Raw genomic sequence first — 17735 nt, forward strand, 5'->3', positions numbered from 1 at the left:
GGGCGATTAGCTCAGTTGGTAGAGCACCTCCCTTACAAGGAGGGGGTCAGTGGTTCGAGCCCGCTATCGCCCACCACTTCATTTGTTACTCGCATTATCAGGCAGTTATTAAGATGGGCCGTTAGCTCAGTCGGTAGAGCAGTTGACTTTTAATCAATTGGTCGCAGGTTCGAATCCCGCACGGCCCACCATCTTAAAGTTTTTTAGATTGTAAAAGTAGTAGAAAGTTTTAAGATGGGCCGTTAGCTCAGTCGGTAGAGCAGTTGACTTTTAATCAATTGGTCGCAGGTTCGAATCCCGCACGGCCCACCATCTTAGCTCTTATTAGTAGCAAACTCGCAGATACCCCGACAAGCTGGTCGCAGGTTCGACCCGTAGGGTTGAAGCCGAAGGCTGAATAATCCCGCACGGCCCACCATCTTAGTTCTTATCAGTAGCAACTCGCAGATACCCCGACAAGTATTGCCATCTAACGGCTCACAAAATATAGCAGTCCTTTGCCATATACTTGATGCCATTTCTAGTGCTAAATATCTTCAGCGATTAATCCGTTGTCCATTAGAATATCTCTGACTAAAGCTTGCATTTTATTTCCTACTGCTAGTTTTCCGTCATAACCTAATAATGGGGCCAACTCGGTTGCTACTTCAAGAAAACATGCCATCAAACAATTAAGTGATAGCGCTGCTTTTTGGGCGGTACTACAATCGAAAATAGTTTCGAGTGCATTGATAAAATGTTCAGGCATCCAATCATGGTATTTTCGACCACCATACCAAATATTTTGTTCAGTCATACTTTTGTTAGAAACTAAAAGTTCTAATAAAGATAAGAAATTTTGCTTCATATCTGCACTTCGAGACCAAGCCATCCACAGCTCATTACGTGTTAATGCAATCGCAACTTGATGCGCTTCATACCAAAAATCAGAAATTAGTTCTTCAAACTCTGTTTCAGTCAGTGCGCTAGGCAGTAGTGATGTATTATTTGGTTTAGTTGGCAGCCCATCAGTAATGCCACTTTTATCTAATAAAACGGCATAGCCACGAGAAAAAGTACCGTCTAAACCTTCTTTTTTCATCTTACTAAGGCGTTCAGGTTCTGCGAAGGTGAAATCAACTTTTCTACCTTCCTCATAAATGACTAAACAAGTTGGTGATTCTGGCTCGTTTTCACCACCATTTAAGAGATGTAATGCAACGAGTGGTTGCCCAAAATGATTAATCCATTCCTTTTCAGTAAATAGCTCAGTAACGCCGTGACCAATTAATTCGATGTCTATATCTGAATAGCTATCTATATGTTGCTCTCGTCCTCTAGAGCCGGTCAGCACAACAGCCTCAATTCTAGGATCAAGTAATGAAATAGAAATTATTTTATTTATTAACGATGCAGGTGATTCCATAACTAACCTATCTAGTATAACAAGAACGACTACGATACCGATAAAGTGGATTAAAAGCGAAAAAACTAATGTAAAGCAAGTAAAGGGTATCAGGTATAGATAAAAACAGTTTGGTTTGCTAAAAATGGTAAAGACTTGTTCGTTAAAGTGGGGTATCGTGTTTAGTATATAAAACAAAAATAAGCGTATTGAGTGATTTAATTCTCGATTGTCGTTATAAAATCGCGTTATGCTAAACAGAGGCAAGAGATGAGCGAGTTTATTGATTTTAACCAGTCAATTTATCCATTCCCGGCTAAACCTGCGTTACTAAGCTCGGATGAAAAAGCATTTTATCGGGAACGAATCAAATCGTTGCTGATTGAAAAAAATGCGGTGATCGTGGCCCATTATTATACCGACCCAGAAATCCAAGCTTTAGCTGAAGAAACTGGTGGATGTGTTGCAGACTCATTAGAAATGGCGCGCTTTGGTTCTCTTCATCCCGCGTCTACATTATTAGTTGCTGGGGTTCGATTTATGGGGGAAACTGCTAAAATCTTAAGTCCAGAAAAAAATGTATTAATGCCAACATTGGACGCTCAATGTTCATTAGATTTGGGTTGCCCAGAAGACGAATTTGCTCGTTTTTGTGATGAACATCCAGATAGAACGGTTGTTGTTTATGCGAATACATCTGCTGCTGTTAAAGCTCGAGCTGACTGGGTGGTAACATCTAGTATTGCCGTTGAGCTGATCGATCACCTCGATAGCCTAGGTGAAAAAATTATTTGGGCGCCAGACCGTCATTTAGGCCGATATGTGCAACAGCAAACAGGTGCGGATATTTTATGTTGGGATGGCGCTTGTATCGTTCACGATGAATTTAAAACGCAATCATTGGAAAAAATGAAAGCGTTATATCCAGAAGCAGCAGTGCTTGTTCATCCTGAATCTCCTCAAGCTATTGTTGAACTTGCTGATGCGGTTGGTTCGACTAGCCAATTAATTAAAGCAGCTCAAACCTTACCGAATCCTTCTATGATAGTGGCGACCGATAAAGGCATTTTTTACAAAATGCAGCAGGCATGTCCTGATAAGTCATTATATATCGCTCCAACGGCTGGTGAGGGAGCAACTTGTCGAACATGTGCACATTGCCCTTGGATGGCAATGAATGGTTTAAAAGCGATTGCAGAGGCGCTAGAGGGACGTGAACAACAGCATCAAATTCAAGTGAGCGAGCAGCTACGACAAAAAGCTATGTTACCATTAAATAAAATGTTGGATTTTGCCATGAGCCTAAAATAGGCGTACACAATTTAGTGGTCATGGTCGTAATGAGCAATGCTATTTTAACACAAACTTATATAGGATTTAGGGATGGATTTCTTTAGCACAACCAATACGTTAGTTCAAATTCCGTTATGGGATTCAGTTTATGATCTATCGTATATTGAAGCCGTCGGTACTATTGCAGGTTTACTCTGCATTTTACTGGCAAGCTTTGAGAAAACGATTAATTACTTGTTTGGACTGATTAACGTTACGTTATTTGCGGTAATTTTCTTTCAAATTCAGCTGTATGCAAATTTGCTACTACAGGTTTTTTTCTTTGTGGCAAATATCTATGGGTGGTATGCCTGGAGTCGAGTTACCAGCAGCCAACAGGCGGAGCTACAAATTCGCTGGTTAAGTTTACCTAAAGCAATGATGACATTAGTCGTGTCAGTGTTAGCTATAGCTTACCTAACCTTTAATATTGATGCAGTATTTGGTGTATTAGCGACATGGGCTGTTGAATTATTGAATGCATTTGGCGCTAATCTGGCTATGCCAACTATTGAACCTGATGCATTCCCATTCTGGGATTCGACAATGACGGTATTATCTGTTGTTGCCATGGTGTTGATGACACGCAAATATGTTGAAAACTGGCTAGTATGGGTGGTTATCAATGTTATTAGTATTGTGATTTTCTTTATTCAGGGTGTTTACGCAATGTCTTTAGAGTATTTGATATTGCTTGGTATCGCACTAAATGGCTCAAGACTGTGGATTCGCTCCGCAAAAGAAAATGGCTATTCACCATTGGCGCGCAAGTAGTTCTCAATGAGGATTAAGCCGCCTAGTTATATTTAAGCGTTAAATTGTACGAAAGTACAAAAAAACAACTTAAAACGGCTAAAGTAACATTATCGTTATTTTGCCGTTTTTTCTTTTTTTTGCACTGTTAGATGACCTATAAGCCTAGTTATTGTGCTAAATAATAACATATGACCTCATTTTATAATCAGAAGCAGAATAAATAGTCATTTCATCCGGTATTTGACTGTTTACAGGAGGCGTTTGAACAGTTAGATTGAAATTTCGATGCCTGTGATCTTCAAGTTTTTGGTTATAAATTTGGGCGCTGTAAGGAACTTCAGTTATTTGCCCAAGAGCGCTTTATGATTTGTGATGTGACAAATCTATTGCGTGAGAAGTTTACTGTATGAAAACTTGAAATCAATTGGGTATGCAAATCAACTAAAGTAAAAATAATAAACATTGGATATACAGGTATGAATTTTCAGAACGATGACGTTAGAATAAAACAAATAACAGAGTTATTACCTCCGATTGCTTTGCTTGAAAAATTTCCAGCAACTGAGAAAGCGGCGTTTACCGTTCATGAAGCACGCCTTGCTATTCATAATATTTTAGTAGGTAAAGACGATCGCTTAGTTGTGGTGATTGGCCCTTGTTCTATTCATGATACCAAAGCGGCATTGGAATATGCCCAACGCTTAATTAAGTTGCGTGAAGAGCTAAAAGGTTCACTTGAAATTGTTATGCGTGTCTATTTTGAAAAACCGCGAACAACAGTAGGCTGGAAAGGGCTTATTAACGATCCTCATATGGATAATAGCTTTAATATTAATGATGGTTTGCGTATTGCTCGTGAATTATTATTAACCATTAATGATCAAGGTTTACCGACTGCTGGTGAGTTTTTGGATGTGATTAGCCCACAATATGTGGCTGATTTGATGAGCTGGGGCGCAATCGGTGCACGTACCACAGAATCACAAATTCACCGTGAATTAGCCTCAGGGCTTTCTTGTCCTGTTGGTTTTAAAAATGGTACAGATGGCACAATTAAAATTGCTATTGATGCGATTAATTCTGCACGCTCTGGGCACTGTTTTTTATCTGTCACTAAATGGGGACATTCTGCAATTGTGAATACAGGCGGAAACCCTGATTGTCATATTATTTTACGTGGCGGTAAAACACCTAATTACAGCGCTGAGCATGTAAAAGCGGTAGGTGAAAACTTAACAGCGGCAGGTTTAGTACCTAGTATCATGATTGACTTTAGCCATGCTAATAGTAGCAAAAAGTTTGAAAAACAAATGGAAGTATCCACTGATGTTAGCCAACAGATCAGCCAAGGTGACCGCTCAATTACAGGTATTATGATTGAAAGTAATCTGGTTGAAGGTAACCAGAACTTGGAATCTGGCGAACCACTAGTTTATGGCAAAAGTGTTACTGATGCATGTATTGGTTGGGATGATACTGAAAAAGTGTTACGTCAGCTATCTGATGCGGTAATTGCTCGCCGTAATCGATAAAATTTAGTCATAATAAAGCCAGTTATCGCGATGAAATAACCTCGTTAAACTGGCTTTATTGTTTTATCTATTTTTGAATTCTATTTAATAACTCTTCCAGTTTAGTTTGCTCTTCAGGTGTTGCATTCGCTGGAGTTGCCGTTAATTGCAGTACTTCAGTATCCGTCTGAACATCGAAATACACTTTCCCTTTTTCACCTTTCACGTAAGTGACATCTTTTAATGGTATACGATAGCAATGGGCAAAAATATTCGGGCGAATATAAAAGTGTGCATCTTTAATCGCTAAATAAATACTATTGCTGGCACGTTTACCAAAAAAGCCGATAAGTATCGTAAGTACGAATAAGAACATACCTAAGCTTTGACTCAATATGATGAAGGCAATGCTGACGATGGCTAATGGGATGACAATCAGGGTATTTTGGCGTTTATTAAATGGTAGACTGATATCAAAATCGACATTGATGGTGGTATCAAAAGGGGTTAATTGATGGTAGCGCCAGCGGATCGCTGAAAAAACCATACCCATCGCAAATACAATTGTAATTGGCATTAATGCTATGCTACTAATGATGGCTACCGCAATGGATAGTCTAGGCTTATAGCTCATTAACATCATGCTGAGAATCTGTATGGGAAAGCTGACACAGGCGATAATCATTAAGGTCTTCATTAGCTCAGCGTTTGCTGCGCCATTCGAGCCATCGACGATAAGTTCACCGGTTTGGATCATATAAACTAGCGTTCCTAAAATACTGGCGCTCAGTACTAGCCCCACCCAAACATAGAGATTAAATTTATTCATTTTTGTTTTATAAGCCTTTCAATTATTTTTCTCTATGATAGTCGGTTCTGGCCTTTTCTAAAACCATAGTGACATTATTCTTATCAAAGATATATGGACGCTTATTGATAGATAACTGATATCAAATAAAAAAGGATTGAGTGATTAGCTCAATCCTTAATATCAGAGGTTAAGAAAGTAAATTACTTAGCTTTACCTTGATTCGCTACAGCAGCTTGTTTTGCCGCGATTTCGTCTTGGTTGCCCAAGTAGTAACGTTTGATAGGTTTCATGTTTTCATCGAATTCATAAACCATCGGTACGGCTGTCGGGATATTCAGGTTTAGAATTTCATCTTCACCCATGTTATCCAAGTATTTTACTAATGCACGCAGTGAGTTACCGTGCGCAGCAATGATAACTTGCTCGCCACTTTCAACACGTGGTTTGATAACTTCTTCCCAATAAGGAATAACACGCTCGATAGTCGTTGCTAAGCTTTCAGTTACAGGTAATTCGCTGTCTGAAAGTTTTGCGTAGCGTGGGTCGTGACCTGGGTAACGTTCATCATCTTTGGTTAATTCTGGTGGTGTGATTGCAAAACCACGGCGCCACAGTTTAACTTGCTCGTCACCGTATTTAGCGGCAGTTTCTGATTTGTCTAAACCTTGCAGAGCACCATAGTGGCGTTCATTTAATTTCCAGCTTTTTTCAACAGGCAGCCATTGCTGTTCAACCTGATCAAGAATGCCCCATAAGGTATGGATAGCACGTTTTAGTACTGAGGTATAAGCAAAATCAAAAACAAAGCCTTCATCTTTTAACAGTTGACCTGCGATTTTTGCTTCTTCACGGCCTTTTTCTGATAATTCTACATCAGTCCAACCTGTGAAACGGTTTTCTTTATTCCACTCACTTTCACCGTGTCTTACCAAAACCAGTTTAGTTACAGCCATAGCTAAAACTCCTATCAGTACATTCAAAATTAGAAATAAATCATTGCTGACTTATATTATAGGGATAGTCAAACCGAACGCTAGTAGCAACTGACTATTTACCCAAACCAAATCAAAAAACTCATCGCCAATCCTATTTCTAAGTGAAAATTTAACCTAGAAAGCGATAAAAAAATGGTTCGAGCTGTTGTTTTTTTATCCAATAAACATTTTTACTGGATAAGTGAAAAATAACAGATGAACTAGATTTAACCCGAAGTGAAACGATACAGCAAGCCATAATTTACCACTCCACATCCAAGCTAGACCATAAATGACACCAGAAAGGGTTGCAAAGAGGATTAATAATGGGCCACCAGCAAAATGTAAGCCACCAAATAATAGCGCACTGAGTATCAGAGCAAGGTAAGGAGAGCCAAGCCATAACGTTAGGCGTTGCTGTAAATATCCTCGAAATAGTGCTTCCTCAGCTAACGATACAAAAAATAGATTACAAAGAATGAAAGCGGGTAGCCATGTAGGAAAGTGTAATTCAAAGCCAAGGCCGCCTGCAAAAGCGGCAACGAGAAGTAGAATGGGAACCGCGATGACAAGTAATCCCCATTGGCGCCATGTCGCAGTTTTGGTTGGACGAGAAGAAAATAGTGTTGGTAAACAGGCTAATAGAATAAAAGGGATCAGTGCCTTATCAAAATTAAAATACATGCTAAAGGGTGAGCTTTGTGGCCCTACGATCACTTTATCTAAATATTTTGTGTTATTAAAGCCCGGAAAAAGATGAATAAAGAGTCCAACGGCGCATCCAATAAGCATAATTTCACTACTGATTTTTAAGATTAAGTTATGTTTAAAGTAGAAATGAATCCCTCCAATAATAACAATAAAAGTCAGAAGTAAAATTACTTGCCAGTTGATGATATGAGCAAAAAAAGCTAAGCCAATAGAAACTAATAGTAGCAAAGCAGCGATTAATCGATGTGACGAAAGTATTGCAAGTGAAGAGGCCAACGTTAACCAAACCATAAAAAACACCTAGATAAGTATTTGAAATTATTAAGAGCGAAAGAGTTTAAGGATTTTCATTCTCATTTCGACTTGAAATTGAATTAATCTTATTGATTCCACAGAAAGGTTTTAAAAATTAGTAGATTAGCTATTTATATATTTGATACTTATTATTAATCATTGGATTAAATTCGCCGATAAACAGTGAGTTATTGCTTACCGGCGCAGATCAGAGTAAAGAACAGAAAACAGAGTTTCTATTTAAAGTGTTTCAATATCATAGCGATATTTATTTCCCTCAGGAACAAAGATCAACCGATGAGTAATACAAGATGGTGCATCTTCTTGATGATGAGACACAAACAAAAGTTGGGTTGTCCCTTGGCTCAACATAACATCAATAAAACGTAGTACTAACAAACGGTTAATTCCATCTAATCCTTGTAAAGGCTCATCTAAAATAAGCATCGCAGGGTGTTTAACCAATGCCCGAGCGATTAAAACTAATCGTTGCTGTCCCCAAGATAAACTATGAAATGGTTGTTGCGCTGTTTTCGCAGGAAAACCCAATAGCCTCAGCCATTCATGAGCCAATTGTATTTGCCTATCTGAAGGGGTTTGATACAAGCCAATAGAGTCATGAAATCCTGAGATAATCACGGTAATTACATTAGTGGATACGCGATATTCTTGGTGAATACTGTTGCTGACATAACCAATATGACGTTTGATATCCCAAATAGTTTCACCGGTGCCTCTGCGCTGGCCAAAGAGGGTTAAATCATTGCTGTAGCCTTGAGGATGATCACCTGTAATCAAACTTAATAAGGTTGATTTTCCTGCACCATTTTCACCAATAATTTGCCAGTGTTCATTTGGGTTCACTTGCCAGTTCAAACCATGCAAAATAGGTTTATCGTTATAACTTACCACCCCATTTTTTAGAATGATGCGAGGCGTTTCGTTATCAAGTCCATTATCGCTGGTGGGATCTTCTGTTTCGGGAATCGAAAGCTGTTTAATTTTTTCGCTGTGTTGTAACTGCGTGATAAGCGTGTTAGCGAGTACTGACTCTCTCTTTCCACAAAGGCTTAGAGAACAATCTGCGACAATTCCCATATTTTCAATAAATTCAGGTAATTCATCGAAACGGTTGAGTACTAAAACAAGGGTGAGGCCTTTTTCAGATAACGAATATAATAGTTCGCTAAGATTGTTTCTTGAGTAAATATCAAGGCCATCAAAAGGTTCGTCGAGAATCAAAAGGTCAGGTTGCCCCATTAAGGTTTGGCAGAGTAATACTTTGCGCGTTTCCCCTGATGAGAGGTATTTAAATCGGCGAGAAAGTAAGTCGCTAATCCCAAATTTGGCAGCAAGCTCTAAGCAATATTCATTATCTTTATGATTGAATTGTATAATTTCAGCTGCGGTATAGCCGGTATCATCTTCATCATCACTGAGCAAATCGGTATTATTGCGCTGCCATTCTTCACTAATGATTTTTTGTAATTGCTCAAAAGAAAGGCGAACAGGTGCGTTAAAGGTACTTTTTACAACACCAGAAAGAGGAAGAAGCTCACCGGAAAGAACGCGTGCGAGGGATGATTTACCGCTCCCGTTGGCGCCAATAAATGCCCAACTATCCCCTTTATTTATGGTTAATTCAGGGATGTTGAGAGTCTGGGTGTCACTGAGCTTAAAGCTGCCATGCTGTATTGTTATTGTGCTCATCAAGCTTCCTTATCGTTATTATTGACCATGCCTTCTATCACAAATAATCAGGATTGAAGACAAAGTCAACAGTTGAACGATATCTCAGGCTAAATAAAGCGAATGCGCGTTAATTTTGTAAGATAATAAAATCTGCAAGATTTAACAAAGTGTTGCGATAATGACCTGATCTGCATTGAATAGGGCAGTAACATCATCATTAATATTCAATTTTAGTGTATCGACGTCTGAATTGCTTAATGTTGAGCACAAGGTTTCGCCACCTGATAGGGTTAGTAATACTTCACTGTTTTCTTTTCCGCGCTCTAATGTGGTGACTTTACCCGGTAAATGGTTATCAAAATTATGTGAGTTAGTTTGTTTGGTCAGTTTGACCCAAGGAGCCTTGATTAGCGCTAGAACTTCTTTACCTTCAATAAGGCCTAAACGGTTCGCACTTTGTTCCGTTAGCGCGGCATTGATAACGGTACGGTCATCTGCAAGGCGAATTTGTACATGCTGTTGGACATGGTTGTGGTCACGAGCGATTAAGGTGCCGAAAAATTGATTACGGGCACTGGTTTGTAACGAGAAACGTGAAATTGCGGCGAGCAGGCTATCGAGAGGCAAATTATCTTCTTTGAGTACATCAAAGGCTTTTTGCTGGATTTGTGCCAGTAAATCGTAAAGTTGAAGTAAGCGCTCACCATAAGGTGTTAATGTGGTGCCACCGCCGCCTTTGCCACCAGTGGCTCTATTTAGCAGAACATCATCGGTGAGTTGATTCATTTCGTTAATTGCATCCCACGCACTTTTATAGCTAATACCTGCCAATTTAGCGCCTTGGCTAATTGAACCTGTCGCTTTTATTTGTTTTAACAGTGCAATACGACGAGGGTCAGCAAATAAACTACCCTGTAATTTCAATGTGAGTAAAATTTCTGCCTGCATAATATTGACCCCTTTTGTCAGATTGGTCGAGATGGACCTAAAAAGCACGTTTAGCATGACGTTATAGTGATAATATCGCTAAAATAGCCTGCATTATACCTGTCTTACTTCAAATTACATGGGTGTAGTTATTGCTAAGGCATTTAAATCACTTAGTTAGGTGTGTTTATTGGAACTGCTTCCCTTAGCATTTACATGCAATTTAAATTATATAGGGTATATCATCTGATTATGCGTTATTATTTAAATTCGGTTATTTTTTCCTCGTCAGCGTATCAGTAGGCTGGTGGGCACAGTATCACTGAAGAGGCTTTTAATGTTAGAACTGATAAAAAGTTTGGGCTTCGCCCTCATGATGGTTCCAGTTGTGATGTTTTTGATTATGGGACTGATTTATGGTCTTGGTGCTTTCTTTAACTTGTTGTCAAAAGCACACGTTCCACATCATCACAATTCTGAGAACAAGTAGCGCTTAGCTAATTTGTTTTCTATCTAATTATTTGCCCCTTGAATATTTCAATGTTCAGGGGGCAATATCATTTAGCATTATGTTTCCTTGCTCAATAAGTTACAGGCGCTCAGTTTCCTTAGTTTTATAAAAAATATCATCATGGTATACGCCGTATAGCTGACGACGGATTTGTTGATTGAATAATCGCTGTTCTTCAATAGATTTTTTCACGAACTCTTGGGTAAATGATTTTAATTTATCCTCTGGATTTTGTTCTGGTGTCTGACAAATCAGTTCAATAGCTTTAACAACAAACAGCCCACAGCCATTGGGCGCGTTATCTTGAATGTTCCTTTCGATAAATGTGATATCAGACTCTTCTGTCAGTCCCGCTTTTTTTGCTGATCTGGTTAGGTTCACTTTTATGGATTGATCTAATTCATGATAGGAGTTAAATACGATATTTTTAACTTTATTATCAGATAGATCTTTATAGAGCATAAATAAAATCCAGTGATTTCCTGTATTGATTGGAAATAATTCAGGCTGATTAAGAAAATTTTTATCTTTTTGTTTTTCTTCAATTATTTCATTTAACATATTGTCATGTGAATGTGTGATGCCAATAGGGAAGTTAATTGAAATATCAGGGGTACCACGAGCTATTTTTTTAGTCGTTGCATTAATTTCATCTGTTTGCAGCATCCGATTCTCCCCCCAAATATCAAGCTCACCAAGTTGTTCATTGGGTGATTGAGCGGATTGATTTCCTATTAAAAGCATCGATAATGCCTGTTTCTCGGTTATATTGGTGAGGGTAGAGCCCGCGATATAAAGAAGTTTCGACGGTGCATGAAGTTTCTGCATATCATTATTATTTTTGGTTCTATTATGATGAGCTATGTTATATAGCGCTAAGCTCGCTTTTTGTATTTCACTATCAACTCCCTTTTGTATTTCACTATCAACTCCCTTTTGTATTTTGTTAGCACTTCCCTTTTTTTCTGATTGATTTCCGCTAAATAAATCGAATAACTCGTTTTCAGCTTGTTGACCAATGGCATCTTGTCGTAATGCGATATTATTTAGTGCTTCAATACTATAAAAATCACCATTTCTTGCCGATATACATAATGTCTCAAAAATTTCAGGTTTGATTATGTCCATGAATAAGTGATTAAACTGATTAACATTTAGCGAAGGAAGGTAAGAGGGGATTATCATTATTTTTTCCTTTTATATATTGCAGGTAATCGTCAGCAAATAATATTGCTATGCTTATTATTCGCGATTGTAAAATTACAAGAAAAATAAATAGCCAACTATATAAAAGCGATTTTGTTGGAAAAATAAACAAGCTACCCATAATTTTGTAAGTATAGCGGGGCACTAAATTGCCTGTTTTATTGCGTTAGCACACTTTTATTCATACTTTGTCTTTAAGTTATCGTTGTGTCCTGATATATATAGCGAGTTAACTCATACTATGGTGGATTAAAATGAAAAAAGGTTTAGTAAAACTGCTCGCTGGCGCCACGCTAACATTGACGATGGCAAGTTATAGCTTTGCGGCTGAAAAAATTACAGTATTTGCTGCGGCATCACTGACGAACGCACTGAATGAAATATCTGAGCAATACAAAAAAGATCATAATGTTGAAGTGGTGGCCTCTTATGCATCATCGTCAACGTTAGCTCGCCAAATCGAGCAGGGCGCACCTGCGAATATGTTTATTTCGGCTGATCAGCAGTGGATGGACTATATTATTGATAAAAAAATAATGGTTGCTGATACGCGTTATACTTTGCTAGGTAACGAATTAGTACTGATTGCGCCGAAAGATTCTAAAATTGATAAAGTTGAAATTAATAAACAAACTGATTGGAAAAAACTATTAGATGGCGGTCGCTTAGCGGTTGGCGATCCTGATCATGTTCCTGTCGGTATCTATGCAAAAGAAGCGTTAACTAGTTTAGGTGCTTGGGATACAGTCAATCCATTGTTAGCACGTACTAATAACGTGCGTAGTGGAATGGCACTGGTTGAACGTCAAGAAGCTCCACTGGGCATTGTTTATGGTTCAGACGCAGTAGCAAGTCAAAAAGTTAAAGTAGTTGGTATCTTTCCTGCTGATTCACATAAACCCGTTGAATATCCAATGGCTATTGTGAAAGATCAGGATAATAAAGCGACTCGTGACTATTATGAATATTTGAAAACCCCAGCGGCTTCAGAAGTATTCAAACGTTACGGTTTTACTCCACGTTAATAATTTTTGTTAAGAGACTATCGTATTGCAGATGTTAAGTGCTTATGAATGGGAAGCGATTTATCTAAGTCTAAAGGTGTCGGGAGTTGCGGTGGCATTTAGTCTGCCTCTTGGCATTCTTGTTGCTTGGATATTAGTCCGTTGTAATTTTCCGGGTAAAACACTGCTCGATAGCATTATCCATCTACCACTGGTATTACCGCCGGTGGTAGTGGGTTATTTGTTATTGATAAGTATGGGAAAACGCGGTTTTATTGGTGAATGGCTATATGATTGGTTTGACTTTAGCTTTACCTTTAGTTGGCGCGGCGCGGCATTAGCCTCCGCGGTGGTTGCTTTTCCGCTCATGGTTAGGGCTATCCGTTTAGCCCTTGAAGCAGTCGATAGAAAGTTAGAGCAAGCTGCTAGAACGTTAGGGGCAACACCTCTAATGGTTTTCTTTACTATTACGATCCCACTTTCTTTACCGGGTATTATTGTCGGTACCGTGTTAGCTTTTGCGCGTTCTCTTGGTGAATTTGGTGCGACGATTACTTTCGTTTCCAATATTCCTGGTGAAACGCAGACTATTCCTCTCGCTATGTACACCTTGATAGAAACCCCTGGCGCAGAAGTGGATGCAGCGCGTTTGTGTATTATCGCGATTATTTTAGCCTTGGTTTCTTTATTAATTTCAGAGTGGCTGACCCGTTGGGGTAAAAAGCGTTTGGGAGTTGCTTGATATGTTAGAACTCGATTTCTCCCAAAAACTGGGTGAATTACAACTAGAAGTTAAAACTCAGTTACCCACCGAGAGTATAACTGCCGTTTTTGGACTTTCAGGTGCCGGAAAAACGTCATTAATCAATGTAATTGGCGGATTAACCAAGCCCAATAAAGGGCGGATAGTGCTCAATGGGCGCACCTTAGTCGATATTGAAAAACGCATTTGTTTACCACCTGAAAAGCGTCATATTGGTTATGTATTTCAAGATGCACGGTTGTTTCCGCATTATCGAGTTAAAGGCAATTTGCGCTATGGTATGGCGCCAGCAATGAAAGCTCGCTTTGACGATATTGTGGAATTATTAGGTATTGAAGAGTTACTTCATCGTTTTCCTATCACGTTATCCGGTGGTGAAAAGCAACGAGTAGCGATAGGTCGCGCATTATTGACTGCGCCAGAAATTTTATTGATGGATGAACCTTTGGCCTCATTAGATCTACCTCGTAAACGTGAATTATTACCTTATTTAGAAAAGCTATCACAAGACGTTAAAATTCCAATTTTGTATGTTAGTCATAGCCTTGATGAAATATTACGATTGGCTGATAAAGTTATCGTGATGGCTCAAGGTAAAGTGAAAGCCTTTGGCCCATTAGAAGACGTTTGGGCAAGTAGTGCACTACGACCTTGGTTACAGCAAGAAACGCTCAGTAGCGTTATTGGAGTCGTGGTTCACAGTCAGCACCCTGACTATGCGATGACTGCCGTGATGGTGGGCGGACAAAAATTGTGGATCCCTCGCGTGAATACTGTGCAAGGCAGTGAATTACGCATACGTATCGATGCATCGGATGTTTCACTGGTCTTAGAAAAACCGCAGGTTAGTAGTATTCGTAATATTCTATCAGCAGAAGTGGTGGAATGGATTGAAGATGGCGAACAAGTCGATGTTAAATTAGATTTAGGCGATGAACATTATCTTTGGGCGAGAATTACCCGCTGGGCGCGAGATGAGCTTTCTATTCGTAAGGGGCGAAAAGTCTATGCTCAGGTTAAGGCGGTCTCTCTCTCTCGCCAATTATAATGACTCGTTGTACTTCGCGCTGTAGCGTTGTTGGCTTCACTCAGTTATTCAGGTCACGTACTTATGTATGCTCCCCGAGGTATTGTTGAAAGGTAATCGTGAGGGATACTGGTCTATTACTGTGAGAGCGAATTGGCGTATTACTTTTCAGTTTATAAAGGGCGATGCTTATATTCTGAACTATGAGGACTATCATTAATGAGACAGTTTAAAGTTTCACATCCTGGAGAGATCATTGCTCGCGACTTGGACGATATGGGTATCAGTGGTCGTCGTTTTGCATTAAATATTGGTGTTACACCTGCAACAGTATCTCGTTTTCTGGCTGGAAAAACGAACTTAACACCTTCACTGGCTATTCGAATTGCAGCTGCTTTAGGGAGTACTCCTGAGTTTTGGTTACGTCTTCAAACTGCTTATGATTTAAGGCAATTGGAGGACAAAATTGATACTTCGAAAATTGAACGATATGGTGAAAATACAGAAACAAATAAGATTTCATCAACTCATTGATTTAAAAGTGAATAACATAAACGAAAAAACCGCCTAAATTTAAGCGGTTTCATTAAAAGGCGAGTTAAGCTGAGATAGTGAAAAAACTCAAACAAACTGCTATAAAACGTATTTACGGATAACCTCGGCGATGCCGGGTTCGGTATTTTCACGGGTGACGAGAGCAGCTTGTTGTTTGATTTCATCAACGGCATTGCCCATAGCGACACCTAAACCTGCGGTGGTTAACATACTTAAGTCATTGAAGTTATCACCAAAAGCAACGACATCTTTCATCGTCATACCTTGTGATTCAACCCATTCTTTTAAGCGTTGACCTTTACTGTTACCTTTACGACCTACATCCACTTGATCAACCCAAGACCATTCACAATCAAGACCGAGATCGGTTTCGATTTCATGGATCACTTGGTTAAGATGGTCGAGGTCAGGTGAGCTGACTGCAAACTTCCAAATAGAGTCATAGTCATGCATAACATGAGCAAAATCTTCAACAAATTCAATCGTTGGACGCTGAGCTTGTGGTAATGTTTCTGCCCAATTGAGCGTGCGTTTGATGCTCTCAGTCGGTGCGTTGTATAGCATTGCGTTATCAACATACATTAGATGTTGAATATCAGAGCCACGTAATTTATCAATCATACTGGTGACTGAATCTAGCGTCATAGGATTTGATTTGAGTACTTTTTTACCCAAATAATCATAAAGATAAGTCCCATTACAACAGATCGCAGGGGTATCAAGATCTAAAGCTTGGTAAAAAGGATGGATAGCCACATGGTGACGACCTGTCACGATAATGACTTTAACACCTTGGCGACGAGCTTCATTTAAGGCTGCTAAAGATTCAGGTAAAATTTTCTTTTGATGATCAAGCAGTGTTCCATCGAGATCGAGCGCAATAACGCGGTATGACATAAACGGCTCCACGTGATTTGAGAGGTTGCCTATACTACTGACATAGTAAATATAGGGGTAAAAAATGTTTAGGGTGTAGCAATAAGTCTATTAGCTTTAACATTAAGCTAGTTTTGTTTGTTTTAGCATCTTAACGGTAACTGAACCGTTTTAGTATCATTATTATTCAATCTTTTATAATTTGATCAGCGGTATTGTTGTCCGTGTTTATCTCTCTAAGTTAGCGCGATATTAAACGTGGTGTAATGTGCTTATTGGTATATTTTAGCTTGCGGTCTAACCTTAGGGTATAGTAAGAAATAGTGAGTATTATTTTAATATTTTCATCATGAATCAAGGAGCCAAGATGGATCAGGTTGTTTATATTGCAAGTCCCGAAAGTCATCAAATCCACGTGTGGTCGATGAACGAAGTTGGTGAGCTCACACTTATACAGACTGTTACGACGCCGGGACAGGTTCAGCCGATGGTCTTGAGCCATGATAAAAAACATCTTTATATAGGTGTGCGCCCTAATTTTCGTGTTGTGACTTATGAAGTGGAAGACAAAGGGACATTACGGTTAAAAGCAGAAACATCCATCCCCGGAACGCCAGTTCATTTATCTTTGGATAATAGCGGCCGATACCTTTTTGTCCCTTCTTATCACCAAGGTAATCTCGCGGTATTACCCATTAATAATGATGGCGTACCAAATTCTGCAATCCAAGTGATAGAAGGGCTGCGTAATCCCCATTCATCCCATGTTGATGCAGATAACCAACAATTATGGGTGCCGTGCTTAGGTGAAGACCATATCCGTTTGTTTGATTTACATGAAAATGGTTATTTAACGGAAGCAACCGCAGACCAAATTACAACTGCTACGCAATCTGGTCCTCGCCACCTCGCATTCCATCCAACAGAAAAAGTTATTTATTGTGTGAATGAGCTAGATTCAACGGTGGGCGTGTATCGTAAATTCACTCGCTATCGTAACATGCAAACCTTGGCAAATTACCCATTAGGCAACGAAAGCCAGCGCTGGGCGGCCGATATCCATATTACGCCAGATGGCCGTCATTTGTATGTCAGTGAACGGTCCGAAAGCTATCTCAGTCACTATTTGGTTTCTGATAACGGTTGCGAGCTAACATTAGAAGCGCGTTACCCAACAGAGACACACCCAAGGGGCTTTAATATTGATGCAACAGGGCGCTTCTTAATTTCGAGTGGGCAAAAATCAGACCACATCTCAGTCTCTGAAATTGACTCGATTACGGGGAAATTGACGCAAATCGGTAGGTATGGGGTCGGGAAAGGTCCTATGTGGGTCTTAATCTAATACTCGTCATATTTCGCGCTACAGGGGTGTTGGCTGCACTTGCTCGCTCTAGTCAC

Annotated in this window: 17 protein-coding genes, 3 tRNA genes and 1 pseudogene; 13 read left to right on the top strand and 8 right to left on the bottom strand. The window is 39.4% G+C overall.

What is annotated here, in order from left to right; all coding sequences use genetic code 11:
* From ACTH6U_RS18860 to ACTH6U_RS18870, 3 genes are all read left to right on the top strand, one after another.
* Positions 1 to 76 (top strand) — tRNA-Val (locus tag ACTH6U_RS18860).
* 39 nt (positions 77 to 115) lie between these two features.
* Positions 116 to 191, top strand: a tRNA-Lys gene (locus ACTH6U_RS18865).
* A gap of 45 nt (positions 192 to 236) precedes the next feature.
* Positions 237 to 312: transfer RNA gene (locus ACTH6U_RS18870), tRNA-Lys, on the top strand.
* Between the two features lie 214 nt (positions 313 to 526).
* On the opposite strand, the gene ACTH6U_RS18875 is transcribed toward ACTH6U_RS18870, so the two are convergent.
* Positions 527 to 1405: an aminoglycoside 6-adenylyltransferase gene (locus ACTH6U_RS18875; protein WP_441832896.1), complete on the bottom strand. Its 879-nt coding sequence runs from the start codon at positions 1403 to 1405 to the stop codon at positions 527 to 529.
* A gap of 249 nt (positions 1406 to 1654) precedes the next feature.
* On the opposite strand from ACTH6U_RS18875, the gene nadA reads away from it, so the two are divergent.
* The 3 genes from nadA to aroG all read left to right on the top strand — a co-directional run bounded on the left by nadA (position 1655) and on the right by aroG (position 5004).
* Positions 1655 to 2695, top strand: a complete 1041-nt coding sequence (gene nadA, locus ACTH6U_RS18880) for a quinolinate synthase NadA (protein ID WP_294103328.1) — start codon at positions 1655 to 1657, stop codon at positions 2693 to 2695.
* A gap of 72 nt (positions 2696 to 2767) precedes the next feature.
* A complete protein-coding gene (gene pnuC, locus ACTH6U_RS18885; RefSeq protein WP_434720134.1) occupies positions 2768 to 3490 on the top strand; it encodes a nicotinamide riboside transporter PnuC in 723 nt (240 codons plus the stop codon).
* A gap of 458 nt (positions 3491 to 3948) precedes the next feature.
* Complete coding sequence (aroG, locus tag ACTH6U_RS18890; protein ID WP_294103323.1) at positions 3949 to 5004, top strand: 3-deoxy-7-phosphoheptulonate synthase AroG; 1056 nt, start codon at positions 3949 to 3951, stop codon at positions 5002 to 5004.
* 67 nt (positions 5005 to 5071) lie between these two features.
* Here the strand turns inward: aroG and ACTH6U_RS18895 are convergent, their stop codons facing one another.
* From ACTH6U_RS18895 to modE, 5 genes are all read right to left on the bottom strand, one after another.
* Positions 5072 to 5812 carry a hypothetical protein gene (locus ACTH6U_RS18895; protein ID WP_441832897.1) on the bottom strand — a complete coding sequence of 247 codons (741 nt, stop codon included), beginning with the start codon at positions 5810 to 5812 and terminating at the stop codon, positions 5072 to 5074.
* A 182-nt stretch (positions 5813 to 5994) separates the two neighbouring features.
* Positions 5995 to 6747 carry a 2,3-diphosphoglycerate-dependent phosphoglycerate mutase gene (gpmA, locus tag ACTH6U_RS18900; RefSeq protein ID WP_294103319.1) on the bottom strand — a complete coding sequence of 251 codons (753 nt, stop codon included), beginning with the start codon at positions 6745 to 6747 and terminating at the stop codon, positions 5995 to 5997.
* A 195-nt stretch (positions 6748 to 6942) separates the two neighbouring features.
* Positions 6943 to 7770 (bottom strand): CPBP family intramembrane glutamic endopeptidase, encoded by an 828-nt coding sequence (locus tag ACTH6U_RS18905; protein ID WP_294103317.1) that lies wholly within the window; start codon positions 7768 to 7770, stop codon positions 6943 to 6945.
* Positions 7771 to 8013: 243 nt separating this feature from the next.
* On the bottom strand, positions 8014 to 9483 hold the full coding sequence (gene modF / locus ACTH6U_RS18910; RefSeq protein WP_441829676.1) for a molybdate ABC transporter ATP-binding protein ModF: 1470 nt from the start codon (positions 9481 to 9483) through the stop codon (positions 8014 to 8016).
* 141 nt (positions 9484 to 9624) lie between these two features.
* On the bottom strand, positions 9625 to 10413 hold the full coding sequence (modE, locus tag ACTH6U_RS18915) for a molybdenum-dependent transcriptional regulator (RefSeq protein ID WP_441832898.1): 789 nt from the start codon (positions 10411 to 10413) through the stop codon (positions 9625 to 9627).
* Positions 10414 to 10729: 316 nt separating this feature from the next.
* On the opposite strand from modE, the gene ACTH6U_RS18920 reads away from it, so the two are divergent.
* Positions 10730 to 10882, top strand: coding sequence for an AcrZ family multidrug efflux pump-associated protein (locus ACTH6U_RS18920; RefSeq protein ID WP_294103311.1), 153 nt, complete (start codon positions 10730 to 10732; stop codon positions 10880 to 10882).
* Between the two features lie 99 nt (positions 10883 to 10981).
* Here ACTH6U_RS18920 and ACTH6U_RS18925 read toward each other — a convergent pair whose 3' ends face one another.
* On the bottom strand, positions 10982 to 12088 hold the full coding sequence (locus tag ACTH6U_RS18925; protein ID WP_441832899.1) for an ElaD/SseL family deubiquitinase: 1107 nt from the start codon (positions 12086 to 12088) through the stop codon (positions 10982 to 10984).
* A 275-nt stretch (positions 12089 to 12363) separates the two neighbouring features.
* On the opposite strand from ACTH6U_RS18925, the gene modA reads away from it, so the two are divergent.
* The 5 genes and pseudogenes from modA to ACTH6U_RS18950 all read left to right on the top strand — a co-directional run bounded on the left by modA (position 12364) and on the right by ACTH6U_RS18950 (position 15437).
* Positions 12364 to 13134: a molybdate ABC transporter substrate-binding protein gene (gene modA, locus ACTH6U_RS18930; RefSeq protein WP_441832900.1), complete on the top strand. Its 771-nt coding sequence runs from the start codon at positions 12364 to 12366 to the stop codon at positions 13132 to 13134.
* A gap of 31 nt (positions 13135 to 13165) precedes the next feature.
* Complete coding sequence (gene modB, locus ACTH6U_RS18935) at positions 13166 to 13855, top strand: molybdate ABC transporter permease subunit (protein WP_441832910.1); 690 nt, start codon at positions 13166 to 13168, stop codon at positions 13853 to 13855.
* 1 nt (position 13856) lies between these two features.
* Positions 13857 to 14924, top strand: a complete 1068-nt coding sequence (gene modC, locus ACTH6U_RS18940; protein ID WP_434720126.1) for a molybdenum ABC transporter ATP-binding protein ModC — start codon at positions 13857 to 13859, stop codon at positions 14922 to 14924.
* An 85-nt stretch (positions 14925 to 15009) separates the two neighbouring features.
* A pseudogene (locus tag ACTH6U_RS18945) lies at positions 15010 to 15123 on the top strand (type II toxin-antitoxin system RelE/ParE family toxin); the annotation flags it as partial.
* Positions 15123 to 15437 (top strand): HigA family addiction module antitoxin, encoded by a 315-nt coding sequence (locus tag ACTH6U_RS18950; protein ID WP_441829679.1) that lies wholly within the window; start codon positions 15123 to 15125, stop codon positions 15435 to 15437. The pseudogene ACTH6U_RS18945 and the gene ACTH6U_RS18950, both read left to right, overlap by 1 nt.
* Positions 15438 to 15536: 99 nt before the next feature.
* On the opposite strand, the gene ACTH6U_RS18955 is transcribed toward ACTH6U_RS18950, so the two are convergent.
* Positions 15537 to 16355, bottom strand: a complete 819-nt coding sequence (locus tag ACTH6U_RS18955) for a pyridoxal phosphatase (protein WP_441832901.1) — start codon at positions 16353 to 16355, stop codon at positions 15537 to 15539.
* Positions 16356 to 16701: 346 nt separating this feature from the next.
* On the opposite strand from ACTH6U_RS18955, the gene pgl reads away from it, so the two are divergent.
* Complete coding sequence (gene pgl / locus ACTH6U_RS18960) at positions 16702 to 17679, top strand: 6-phosphogluconolactonase (RefSeq protein ID WP_294103298.1); 978 nt, start codon at positions 16702 to 16704, stop codon at positions 17677 to 17679.
* The last annotated feature ends 56 nt before the right edge of the window (positions 17680 to 17735 follow it).

This window comes from Providencia sp. (assembly GCF_052096715.1).
Classification (GTDB): Bacteria; Pseudomonadota; Gammaproteobacteria; order Enterobacterales; family Enterobacteriaceae; genus Providencia.